Source organism: Collinsella sp. SGI.095, assembly GCF_050314535.1.
Taxonomy (GTDB): domain Bacteria; phylum Actinomycetota; class Coriobacteriia; order Coriobacteriales; family Coriobacteriaceae; genus Collinsella.
On sequence record NZ_JBNPNG010000002.1, the window covers coordinates 141,555 to 154,107 of the forward strand.

At 62.4% G+C, this 12,553-nt stretch carries 7 protein-coding genes; all 7 read left to right on the forward strand.

Translation table 11 applies throughout. The features are described 5' to 3' along the window. Window positions 1-56 precede the first annotated feature (56 nt). The 7 genes from dnaE (at window position 57) to ruvB (ending at window position 12,473) form a co-directional block, all read left to right on the forward strand. Entirely contained in the window at window positions 57-3,860 is a 3,804-nt protein-coding gene (gene dnaE, locus ACQRCA_RS01475) for a DNA polymerase III subunit alpha (RefSeq protein WP_427717806.1), read from the forward strand. Window positions 3,861-4,022: 162 nt separating this feature from the next. Further along, a complete protein-coding gene (locus ACQRCA_RS01480) occupies window positions 4,023-7,496 on the forward strand; it encodes an SNF2-related protein (RefSeq protein WP_427717809.1) in 3,474 nt (1,157 codons plus the stop codon). Window positions 7,497-7,661: 165 nt separating this feature from the next. Next, window positions 7,662-8,024, forward strand: coding sequence for a desulfoferrodoxin family protein (locus ACQRCA_RS01485; RefSeq protein WP_154515902.1), 363 nt, complete (start codon window positions 7,662-7,664; stop codon window positions 8,022-8,024). A 117-nt stretch (window positions 8,025-8,141) separates the two neighbouring features. Beyond that, entirely contained in the window at window positions 8,142-10,127 is a 1,986-nt protein-coding gene (locus ACQRCA_RS01490) for a hypothetical protein (RefSeq protein ID WP_427717811.1), read from the forward strand. Window positions 10,128-10,264: 137 nt separating this feature from the next. Beyond that, window positions 10,265-10,786 (forward strand): crossover junction endodeoxyribonuclease RuvC, encoded by a 522-nt coding sequence (gene ruvC / locus ACQRCA_RS01495; RefSeq protein WP_035137351.1) that lies wholly within the window; start codon window positions 10,265-10,267, stop codon window positions 10,784-10,786. Further along, window positions 10,786-11,406, forward strand: coding sequence for a Holliday junction branch migration protein RuvA (gene ruvA / locus ACQRCA_RS01500; RefSeq protein ID WP_427717815.1), 621 nt, complete (start codon window positions 10,786-10,788; stop codon window positions 11,404-11,406). Before ruvC ends, ruvA begins: the two co-directional genes overlap by 1 nt. Then, a complete protein-coding gene (gene ruvB, locus ACQRCA_RS01505) occupies window positions 11,406-12,473 on the forward strand; it encodes a Holliday junction branch migration DNA helicase RuvB (protein ID WP_427717818.1) in 1,068 nt (355 codons plus the stop codon). The genes ruvA and ruvB overlap by 1 nt, the downstream gene beginning before the upstream one ends. Window positions 12,474-12,553: the final 80 nt, after the last annotated feature.

The following is a 12,553-nucleotide window of genomic DNA, read 5'->3' on the forward strand; positions in this document are numbered from 1 at the left end:
GTGCCGTGGGGTAAAATCGTTCAGTCAGAACACGAACCCGCATCGGAGCTCATCACATGGCATTCGTCCATCTGCACAACCACACTGTTTTCTCCATGCTCGACGGCGCAACCCGTATCCAGGATATGGTCAACCGTGCCGTAGAGCTGGGCATGCCCGCCGTGGCCATTACCGACCACGGCTACATGTATGGCGTGCCCGATCTGGCGCTGGCCTGCGACGCCGTCAACCACAACACGCCCGAGTACAAAACGTGGAGCCACGACAAGGCCTTCTTGGAAAAGGACCGCCGCGACGAGCTGGTGGAGCCCGATCCCGAGGCAAACCCGCGCGAGCATGCCCAGTATGTGAAGGACATGGCCATGTGGGACGAGAAGGGCAATATCGACGAGCTCAAGCCGCCTCTGGTCATCAAGCCCATCTTTGGCTGCGAGGTCTACTTTACGCCGGACGAGACGCTCGCCCGCGACCACAAGCCCGAGCTCTACCACATGATCCTTCTGGCCAAGGACCAGGAGGGCTACGTCAACCTGATGCAAACGGTTTCCGAGGCCGCCGTGCAGGGCTTTTACTACAAGCCGCGCGTGACGCTCGACAACCTGCGCCGCCACGCCAAGGGCATGATCTGCACCAGCGCCTGCATCGCGGGCATCATCCCCAAATACATCGACCGGGGTGACATGGAGGGCGCCATCAAGTGGGCCGAGACCTTCCGCGATACCTTTGACCCCGGCGACTTCTACATCGAGATCCAGGAACACGGCATCACCACCGATAACGGCCTGACCGACGAGCAGATGGACCGCACGCTCATTGATATCGCCAAACAGGTGGGCGTCAAGGTCATCGCCACCAACGACTTCCACTACCTGCGCCGCGAGGACGCGCCCGTGCAGGACGTCATCATGTGCATCGGCATGAACGCCAAGGTCGACGACCCCAACCGCATGCGCATGACCGGCTCGGAGTTTTACATGAAGACCGAGGAGGAGATGCGGGCGATGTTCCCGTATTGCCCCGAGGCCTGCGACAACACGCTCGAGATCGCCGACAAGTGCTACGTTGAGCTGGACTGGGACTCCATCATCCTGCCGCGCTTCCCGCTGCTCGATCCCGGCGAGACGCACGAGAGCCAGTTCCGCCGCGAGTGCGAGAAAGGCCTGCGCCAGCACTACGGTGACGACTGGGCCACGCGCGAGATCGGTGGCGTCAACATCAAAGAGCGCTTTGAGTACGAATACAAGGTCATTTGCGACAAGGGCTTTGCCGCCTACTTTTTGATCGTCGCCGAGTACGTGCAATGGGCCAAGGACAACGGCATCGGCGTCGGCCCCGGCCGTGGCTCGGCCGCCGGCGCTATCGTCGCCTACGCCATGAACATCACCGCGTTCGACCCGCTCGAGAACGGTCTGATGTTCGAGAGGTTCCTGTCCCCGCAGCGTACCGAGATGCCCGATATCGATATGGACTTCGACGATGAGCGGCGTCTCGAGGTCGTGGAGCACGTTCGCCAGCTCTACGGTCCCGAGAAGGTCACCCACGTCATCACCTACTCGACCATTAAGGCCAAGCAGGCCATCAACGACGCCGCGCGCGTCCTGGACTACCCGGTCTACATGGGCCAGCGCCTGTCCAAGATGGTCTCGAGCGACCCCAAGGTCAAGCTCAAGCAGGTGCTCGAAAAACAACCCGGCAAAGAGGATCTGTTTAACCCCGACTTTGCCGAGGCCTATAAAAAGGACGACGACGCCCGCCGCATCATCGACACGGCGCTCTCGATCGAGGGCCTCACCCGTGGCGAGGGCGTGCATGCGTGCGCCGTTCTGATCTGCCGCGACCCCGTCAACGAGCACGTGCCCACCAAGCTCGACACCAAGGGCGGCGTCGAGATTACCCAGTACGAGGGCCATACCGTTGCCGACATGGGCCTGCTCAAGATGGACTTCTTGGGCCTGCGTACGCTGACGGTTATCTCCAAGGCCAAGGCAAACATCAAAAAGAACTTCGGCATCGACATCAAAGAGGAAGAGATTCCCTTTGACGATCCCGAGATCTTTAAGCTCATGGGCTCCGGCCACACCGCCGGCGTCTTCCAGGTCGAGTCCGCCGGCATGACGGCCACGATCAAGAACATGAAGCCCACCGAGTACAAGCACGTCGTGGCATTGATCGCCCTGTACCGCCCGGGCCCGCTGGGCGCCGGCATGGTTTCGTCCTACATCAACCGTATGAACGGCAAGGAGCCGGCCGTCTCCTACGACGACCGTCTGGACGACATCCTGGGCGAAACCTACGGCACCATGGTCTACCAGGAGCAGGTTATGCTCATCTCAGTCGAGATGTGCGGCTTCTCCAAGGGCGAATCGGACTCGCGTATCCGTAAGCCCGTGGCTAAGAAGAAGATCAAGCTGCTCACGTCGACGGTGCTCCACTGGGAGGATGGCTCGGACGAGACCACCTACGACCACTGGATGAACGGCGCCATCAAGAACAACTACACGCGCGAGGTCGCCCAGAAGATTTGGGACGATGTTCTCGAGTTCGCATCTTACGCCTTTAACAAGTCGCACTCCGCCGGCTACGCCATCTTGGTTATGCAGACGGCGTGGCTCAAGGCGCACTATCCGCACGAGTACATGGCGGCCGTCCTGACGTCCTATACGGGCAAGACCGACAAGATCGTGCACTACGTCTCGGCATGCCGTCATGACGGCATCCCCGTGCTTTCGCCAGATGTCAACGAGTCCGGTACCGAGTTCACGGCTACCAAGGAAGGTGTGCGCTTTGGTCTGGCCGGCATCCGCGGCGTGGGCACCGGCGTGGCGCAGGCGATTATCGCCGAGCGCGAGGCGGGCGGTCCGTTTAAGACGCTGCATGACTTTGTCGAGCGCGTGGACTCGAGCCAGGCCAACCGTCGCGTGATCGAATCGCTCATCAAGGCAGGTGCCTTCGACTCCACGGGGTATCCGCGTCGTCAGATGATGCACTTTGTGGACAAGAACAACCCCGAGAACATCATCGATGCCGCGGCAAAGCGCCAGAAGGATCGCGCGAGCGGCCAGACGTCGTTCTTCGACATGTTTGGCGACGTTGAGGGCTCGGGCTTTGAGGTGAGCGTACCCGATCCGGATGGCCAGGAATGGGACCGCCACCTTAAGCTGAGCCAGGAGAAGGAGGTTCTGGGCATCTATGTCTCGGACCACCCGCTGCGCCCGTTTGAGTATGCGCTCAGCAAAGCGCGCGACTTCTCGTTCTCGCAGATCGACACCGGCTACGAGGTGCAAAACCCCACGGGCGGCACCATCAACCAGGAGATTCCCGAGGGCAAGGCGCTATGGTGGGCCGGTATGGTCTCGAGCGTGTCCAAGCGCGTGACCAAAAACGGCGACCCCATGGGCATCGTGCAGCTCGAGGACATGGAAGGCGAGGCCACGGTCGTGGTGTTCCCCAAGACCTTCAAGGAGGCCGAGGGGTATCTGTACGGCGAGGTCGACCCCGAGACCGGCGCGCAGCTGTCCGATGCGTTTGTGCGCATTAAGGGCAAGCTCGAGCGCTCGGACCGCGGCGACCAGATCATCGCGCAGGAGATTGTGCCGCTTGAGCTCAACGAGGAGAACAACAAGCCCAAGGTGTTTGAGGTCATGGTGCCCAACAGTCGCTTTAGCCAGGGCAACATGGCGCGTCTTGCCACGGTGCTCACCGCCAACCCGGGCGGCGACCGCGTAGAGATCTTTATCGAGCAGGCGGACGGGCGCGTGCTGCGTGCCGAGGTACCTGCTAAGGTCAACGCACGCTCGATTCCGCTGTTGGCCGAGGCCAAGGCCATCGTGGGTAACCAAGGCAGAGTGACGGTGATCTAAGGACGCCGTTGGCGGGGTAGCTAATTTGGGACGGGGCTTTTTTAGCTACCCTTTGGCTGACGGCGAATGAGTCGGGGTCGGAACACATCTCAACCGACATATGGGGGTAGCTAAAATAGCCCCGTCCCAAATTAGCTACCCCGGGTGAGATTGGAGGAAGCGATGGCGCAGGGGACGTTTGTGCAGGCGCTTCGTAAGGAGGCGGCGCTCAGCAGTACCTTTATGAAGGGGCGTTCGCTCATGCTCAACGGCGCCGTGCTGTCGTTTGAGGACTCCGGCTCGCGCTTCTCCAAAAACGTGAATATCGAGGGCACGGTGCGTGGCTCGCGCGGCGACCTGTATAAGACGCACGTGGCGCTCGATATGGACGAGCACGAGGTTGTCGACTACGACTGCGATTGCCCCGCCGCCTTCCGCTATTCCGGCATGTGCAAGCACGCCATCGCCACGGCGTTGGCGTATCTGGATGCCAGCGGCGCCGAGCCCGTCGAGGGTTTGCGCACGCCGGTCCGCACGTTTACGGTGTCGCCCGCACAGTCCAATCAGCCCACACGCCCCGCGCCCAGCGCATCTGCGGTCAACCCCAACTTTCCCTTCCCGGCGCCCGTGCCCACGAGCCCGAGCCTTGTGGCAGCGCTTTCCGATCTTTCGGACGCGCGCATGGATAAACTCGTGGCCATGCGCCGCAAGCTCGCTGGCACCATTGACCCCGATGCGCCCAAAGCAGTGCTGGAGCCCTCGCTGGTGCCGTACTACAATCCGCTGTTTGCCGATCGCTTTAGCTGGGCGCTTGAGTTTCGCATCCGCTGCGGCTCGGTGTCCTACGTGGTTAAGGATATCGACGGCATGGCCGATGCCTATGCGCGCGGCGGTACGTTCTCCTATGGCAAGAAGCTTACGTTCCTTCATGTGCCCGAGGCTTTCGATGATGTGTCGGCAAAGCTGCTTGACTTTGTTGCAATGACGGTCGCCTACCTAGGCGATATTACGAGCTCGCGCTCGGCATCGTACGACTTTGCCCGCAGCGGTTTTGTCGCCGAGCGTCAGTTGCCGGTATCCGAGTATTCCATCGTGTCCGTGCTGGACCTGCTGCGCGGCAGGGCCATGTCCTTTGAGCCTGCTTGGTCGCGGGGGACGACGACGCATCGCGCCTACGAGGTGGCGGTCGAGCCGTCGCCGCAAGGGGAGAACGAAGTTCCGGCTAAGCGCCCGCCGCTGATTGCTGCCAAGATTGTGCCGGCAGCCGGGGGCAGCTACGACTTGCGCCTTCCGGCCGATACGTACTGCTTTGCCTCGGGCGACGTTGCCTATCTGGTCGATACGCGCCGCGCGCGCCGTACCGACACGGCGTTTGCCCAACATGCCGCGCCGTTCCTATCGCACTTGTTGCCCTGCCGCACACCGGTCCATATCGCCGCCGACCAGGTGGGCGAGTTTTGCCGCATGGCGCTGCCTATCTTGCGCGACTACACCGACCTTACCGCGCCCGCTGTGCTCGATACCGTGGCGCCCGAGCCAAGCTTTGCCATGGCGATCGGCGTCGACGATGGCCTTGTGACCTGCAAAATTACGGTTACCTACGGCGACTGGTCGGCAGATCTCTTTAGCATGGGCGCTCCGGGCAGCCCCTTCGAAGAGCAGCGCCCGGGCGTGCCGCCGCGCGACGAGGTGGCAGAGTTTCGCGTTATGGATACGGCGGCTCTGTATTTCGACTTTTACGAGGGTGGCCTGGCGTTTGAGGAGCGCGATGACGAGAGCCTGTTCCACTTGCTGACTGAGGGCCTGTCTGCCCTGTCCGAGCTGGGCGAGGTCATGCTCAGCGACCGTCTGCGCCAGATTTCGGTCCGCCCTGCGCCCAAGCTTTCGGTGCGCGCCACCGTCAAGAGTAACCTGCTCGACGTCGAACTGGGCGCGAGCGGCCTTTCGGCGGCAGACCTTGCCATCTACCTCGATTCCTACAAGCGTCACCAGACGTTTGCTCGTCTCACGTCGGGCGACATCATTCGCCTGGACGAGGGAGCGCGCGCCGCGTTTGGCCTTGCCGAGGATCTGGGGGTCGATGCCGTCGACCTGCTCGACGGCGTGTCGCTTCCCGCGTCGAGTACCCTGTTCGTCGACAGCATGCTTGCGCGCACGCCCGCGCTCGAAGCCGATCGCGACGCTGCATTCCGTCGCACCGTCGAGCGCCTGGACACGCTCGGCAAGATGGACTTTACGGTGCCCGCTGCGCTCAAGGCCACGCTGCGCGGCTACCAGGTCGACGGCTACCAGTGGCTCGGTTCGCTCGAACACCTGGGCCTTGGCGGCATCTTGGCCGACGACATGGGCCTGGGCAAAACGCTCCAGATGATCGCGCATATCCTGGCGCGCGTGGAGGCGGGGGACGCTAAGCCCACGCTCGTGGTATGTCCCGCATCGCTCGTGTACAACTGGACTGCCGAGCTGGAGCGCTTTGCCCCCTCGCTCGATGTGTGCGCCATTGTGGGTGCTAAGGCCCAGCGTCGCGTGCAGATAGCCGGCGTGGCCGAGCATAACGTGGTCGTAACGTCGTATGACCTCATGCGCCGCGATATCGACGAGTACGTCGAGCAGGACTTTGCCCGCGTGGTGCTGGATGAAGCCCAGTACATTAAAAACCCGCTCACGCAGGTGGCTCGCGCCGCAAAGCGTCTGCCTGCCGGCGTGCGCTTTGCCTTGACGGGCACGCCCATCGAAAACCGCTTGTCCGAGCTCTGGAGCATCTTCGACTTTTTGATGCCGGGCCTGCTCGGCACGCGCGAGTCGTTTGCCAAGCGCTTCGAAAGCCCGGTCGAGCACGCCGAGGGTGACAGCGCCGCTCGCCTGCAGGCTCTCGTGTCGCCGTTTGTGCTGCGCCGCGTCAAGGAAGACGTAGTGGCCGACCTGCCCGAGAAGATCGAGGATACGGTGATGGCGCAGCTCGCCGGCGAGCAGCGTAAGCTCTACCTGGCCAACCAGGACCGCATTGCCCAGCAAGTGCAGCACCGCGAGGCCGGGGAGTTCAAAAAAGATAAGCTCAAGGTACTTGCCGAGCTCACCAAGCTGCGCCAGATCTGCTGTGATCCTCATCTGCATTACGCGGACTACAAGGCAGGAAGCGCCAAGCTCGATACGTGTATGGAGCTCGTCCACGGCGCGCTCGACGGCGGTCATCGCATCTTGCTGTTCAGCCAGTTTACGGGCATGCTCGATATCATCGGCAAGCGCCTGGCCAAGGAGGATATCGCCTTCCTTAAGCTTACGGGCGCATCGTCTAAAGAGAGCCGCGCCAAGATGGTTGCGCAGTTCCAAGCGGGCGAGGTGCCGGTGTTCTTGATTTCGCTCAAGGCGGGCGGCGTGGGCCTTAATTTGACGGCTGCCGACGTGGTCATCCACTACGACCCGTGGTGGAACGTGGCGGCGCAGGACCAGGCGACCGACCGCGCCCACCGCATTGGCCAGCAGCACACCGTGACCGTGTACAAGCTCATCGCCAAGGACACGATCGAGGAACGCATCATGCAGATGCAGGAGTCCAAGCGCGACCTGGTCAACAGTGTGCTCGGCGGTGACGGCATCTCGTCGGCGCTGTTTACCCGCGAGGATGTTCTGGCGCTGCTCGGTGGCGACGGTCGCTAGCTGCGCGCGGGATGGGGCCGCCGGGCTGGGCCAGGTCGCCGGTTCGTCCTGGCCCGACCGTTTATCCCACCCGTTATGTGTTCATTTGCAATGCCATGGATGGTTCGGCGCTCTTTGGGCATAAGAACCATTGAGAACATTGGCACATCAGCAAAGGAGAACATCATGGCGAAATTCTTTAAAGACTCCGACGGCAAGCTCGTTGCCGCTCTTGGCGACGATGTTGCGACCCCTGCCGGCTGCACGGAGCTGACGGCAAACACCGAGGACGCGGCGCACGAGAAGCACGTGCCTGTTGTCGAGATCGAGCGCGATGGCCACGTCATTCGTGCGCGCGTGGGCTCGACGGAGCACCCCATGCTGCCCGAGCACTACATCGAGTGGATCGCGCTTGAGGCCGAGGGCCGCCTGGAGGTCCATTACCTTGAGCCCGGCATGAAGCCCGCGACGTTTTTCGCTGGCGGCTCCAAGACCGGTACCGTCTATGCCTACTGCAACCTGCATGGGCTGTGGTCCGCGACGTTCTAGGAGCGCGCCCCCGCTCGGGGTATCATAGCTAGCATATGCACATGCAAGCGCCGGCTGCATTATGCGGCCGGCGCTTTTACTACGGTTTCGATGGTTTACGACGGAAAGGGCTGGGCCATGAAGCTCGCGCTTGCACAGATCGATATGCGCCTGGGTGATATTGAGGGCATTTGCGGTCGCATCGAGGACCAGGCTCGTTTGGCCCACGAGCGCGGGGCGCGCGTGCTGTGCGTCCCGGCTCCGCTCTTTATGGGTGCTCTGCCCGGCGGCCTGATGGGTACTGCCGACTTTGAGCACGACATGCTGACAGGCCTGACCGGTGTTGCCGAGCGTATCCAAGAGCTCGATATGATCTGCATCGTGCCCGCGGCGGTTTCGTTTGAGGGCCAGCCGCTGCTCGACTACATGATGCTCAAGGACGGTCATGTGGTGCCGGCTCGATCGAGCATTGCCCTGCAGCGTGGCGAGAACAACGATACGCGTTGGGCGCCGCCGGTGTTCGACGTGGACGGCGTGCGCATCGCCGTGATTTTTGACTTGGACCGCGAACTCGAGATGTTGCCGACCGGTGTTGACCTTATTGCGTATTTCCAATTCAACGCGTTTGACATGACCGACCGCGAGACTGCCGCCATCGCCGCCGTTCGCAGCGGTGCCTACCGCAAGATCGCATCTAAGCGCAGCGTGTGGTTTGCCTGCATGGCGCCGGTCGGTGCGTACGACGAGTCGGTGTATACCGGCGGTTCGTTTGTGCTCGACGACTGCGGTCGCGTGGTGGCCCAGGCGCCGTGTTTTGAGGAGAGCCTGCTGGTTCAGGAGATTCAGCGCGGCGTGATGCTCGATGCCCTGGAAGATCACGAACTGCCCGAGTTTCGTTCCGAGGAGTGGCTGTGGCAGGCGCTGGTGCTCGCCGTGCGCGACAATGCCCGCGCTCGCGGCGCGTCGCGTGCTGTGGTGGCACTCGAGGGTGACTTGCCGTCGTCCCTGCTGGCGGCACTTGCCGTTGACGCTCTGGGCCCGCGTAATGTGATTGGCCTTGTGCTGGGGCGCAACCGTATCTTTACGCCGGCTCAGGAAGAGGCCGAGGCCGCCCGTTGCGCCGCCGTCCGCGCGATTGCCGAGCGCCTGCACATTCGCACCGTCGAGCGCGATGCACCGGATGCGGCGCGTGTGCTCGATCGCGACGTGTCAGCGGGCGATGCCGAGCGTCTGCGCTCGCGTGCGCTGGGCCTGATGCTCGAGGATACGGCGCTCGAGCTGGGCGCCATGGCGTTGAGCCCGCTCTCCAAGACCGAGTACGCGCTAGCGGCACCCGCGCTGTCCGGCGGCTACCAGGGCGACTTTGCGCCCTTTGGCGATGTGTACCTGTCGACGCTTGAGTTTGTGGCGCGCGTGCGCAACCGCACGTCTGCCGTGGTGCCCCAAGAGCTCGTGACGCTCAACGCGGTGGAAGATTGTATGGAGCGAGTGCTGGCGCAGGCGCTCTCGACGCTCGACGGTCCGGTCGATATGCTCGACCGCGCGGCACAGCTGCTCGGCGGGCTTGAGCCTGGTGAGGTCGATGGCGCGCTCGAGGCGCACGTGGACCGCAATCGATCTTTCGACGACATCCCGATGGCCGCTGGCAAGCCTGAGGCTTGCTCGCTGCTGCTGATGCTCGTTCGACAGGGTGAGGCTGCCCGTCGCATGTTGCCGCCGGCGCCGATCGTTTCGGCCCGTTCGTTTGCCGAGCGCGCTTGGCCGTACATGCTTGCGTGGTCCGATTTGGGGCTCAACGGCAAGGAGCGCATGACGGTTGATTCACTGGCGCGCGCCGAAGTGCGCCGCTTTGCCGATAGCGATACGGGCGATCGCATGCGCGGTGAGATGATGGGTCTGTTGGGTGAGCTGTTGGGTATTTCGCCCGAGCAGATGGAGGAGCTGCGCTCTGAGGACGGTCAGCGTCGTTTGCACGAGGGAATGAAAAAGTTCGAGGGCGAGGTCCAGGACGCTATCGAAAGGATGATGGGCGGCCAGGGCGGACCGCAGGGCGGGCCCCAGGGCACGCCGATGCCACATCCGCCGGTGGATCCCCGTCAGTTTCCTTTTTTCTCGCAGAACTAAACTGGGGATAGGATTCGCTCCCAACCCCGATGCTTTAACTAAGCATCTTGGCCCCGTTGTGTTATTCTAGAACAGACGTTCGTGAATAGTGCGTGGGGCCTTGCCTTGCGCTGCGCTTGTGACGAGGGGAGGTTGGCTTGGTTATCTTGGGTATCGACCCTGGTTTGGCCCATACGGGGTGGGGGATTATCGAGGAACGACGTGGCGAGGTTCGCTGTCGTGCCTATGGCTGCATCGAGACCAGTGCTGGAAGTCCGCTCGCGGTGCGCCTGTCGCATATCGCTCGCGATCTCAAGGGCGTTGTCGAACGCTATCGTCCCGATACCGCTGCTATCGAGAGCATCTACTTTGGCGCCAACGTTCGTTCGGCCATCCCCACGGCGCATGCCCGCGGCGCTGCGCTTGTGGCGCTTTCGGAGTGCGCGCTCGAGATTGGCGAATACACGCCTATGCAGATTAAGCAGGCTGTTGTGGGCACCGGCGCCGCAGACAAACGACAGGTCGCCTACATGGTGCGTACGCTTACGCAGCTCGATCACGACCCGCACCCCGACCATGCCGCCGATGCCCTGGCCTGCGCCATCTGCCACGTTAACCTCAGTCGCACCCGAGCGCTTACCGGCGGCGAGTTCTATCAACAGAGAGGAACCGGATACTGATGATCTCCCAGCTCCACGGAACGCTTGTCGAGGCCACGATGAGTTCTGCTGTCGTCGATGTGTCGGGCGTTGGCTTTGAGCTCGGCATCTCGGGCAGCACTGCGGCCACGTTGCCGACGCCCGGCGGCGAGGTCCGCCTCTACACGCGTATGCAGGTGCGCGAGGACGCCATGACACTTTTCGGATTTTCCTCAAAGGATGAGCGCACAATGTTCGACCGGCTCGTGTCCGTCTCGGGCGTTGGCCCGCGCTTGGCGCTCGCCGTGCTTTCCACCTATACCGTGGGGCAGCTGTATTCGCTGGTGATGGCCGAGGACGACAAGGGCATGGCCAAGGTTTCCGGTGTGGGTAAAAAGACAGCCCAGCGCCTCATTCTGGAGCTCAAGAGTACCTTTGCCAAGGATAAGGGCTTTGTGCCGGTCGACGTGATTCCCGGACAGGTTGCGATGCCCGTGCCCGCTGCCGCTCCCTCGGCCATCGATGATGCCCGTGCGGCACTCCTTTCCATGGGCTTTAGCCCGCAGGAGGCCGATGTCGCTCTGAGCGGGTATGATGGGCAGGATATGCGTGTCGAGGATCTGCTCGGCGCGGCGCTTAAGCGACTCGGAATGGATGCGTGATGTGGGAAGCCGATGACTCTCAGGACCTGTGGGCGACGCCCGGCAACTCGCCGGCGGCATCCATGGCGCATGGCGAGCGCATGGTGGGCTCGGAGCTGACGCCCGAGGACCTCGATGTCGACCGTACCCTGCGTCCCCAGCGCCTGGACGACTACTGCGGTCAGGAGCATATCAAGCAGAGCCTTCGCGTGCTGATCGAGGCGGCGCAGAGCCGTGGCGAGACGCTCGACCACGTGATCTTCTCGGGCCCTCCGGGTCTGGGCAAGACCACGCTGGCCACCGTTATAGCCAACGAGCTGGGCGCTCAGATTAAGACGACGAGTGGCCCGGCCATCGCGCGCACCGGCGACCTGGCGGCCATCCTTACCAACTTACAGCCGGGTGACGTGCTGTTTATCGACGAGATCCACCGTCTCAACCGTTCGGTCGAGGAGGTCCTGTATCCCGCGATGGAGGACTTTGCGCTCGATATCGTGATTGGCAAAGGTCCGGCGGCGCGCTCGATTCGCCTGGATATCCCCAAGTTTACGCTGGTGGCGGCAACGACCCGCTCGGGTATGCTGACCGGCCCGCTGCGCGACCGTTTTGGTATTTCGTATCGCCTGGACTACTACACGATCGAGGAGCTTGCCCAGATTGTGACGCGCTCGGCAACCATTTTGGGAGTGACAATAGACCATCCGAGCGCGCTCGAGATCGGCTCACGCTCGCGCGGTACGCCGCGTCTTGCCAACCGCTTGCTCAAGCGCGTGCGCGATTACGCCCAGGTGCGCGGCAACGGTCCTATTGAGCTTGATATCTGCCGTCAGGCGCTCGAGTTCTTCGAGATTGACGAGCTTGGTCTGGACTGGATGGACATTCGCATCTTGGAGACGCTCGCCAAGACGTTCTCCGGCCGTGCCGTGGGCCTGACGACCCTTGCCAGCGCGGTGGGTGAGGACCCGGGTACGCTCGAAGATGTCTACGAACCCTACCTGTTGCAGTGCGGATTGATGATTCGCACACCGCAGGGTCGCCAGGCAACCCTGCGCACATTCGAGCATTTGGGTATCGAGCCGACCCTGTAGGAATGGGCTTGTTTTAGCGCATCTGTAGGCTATCGCTGGGCATTGGATAAACATATCGCCGTTCATCGGTTACGGGTGTT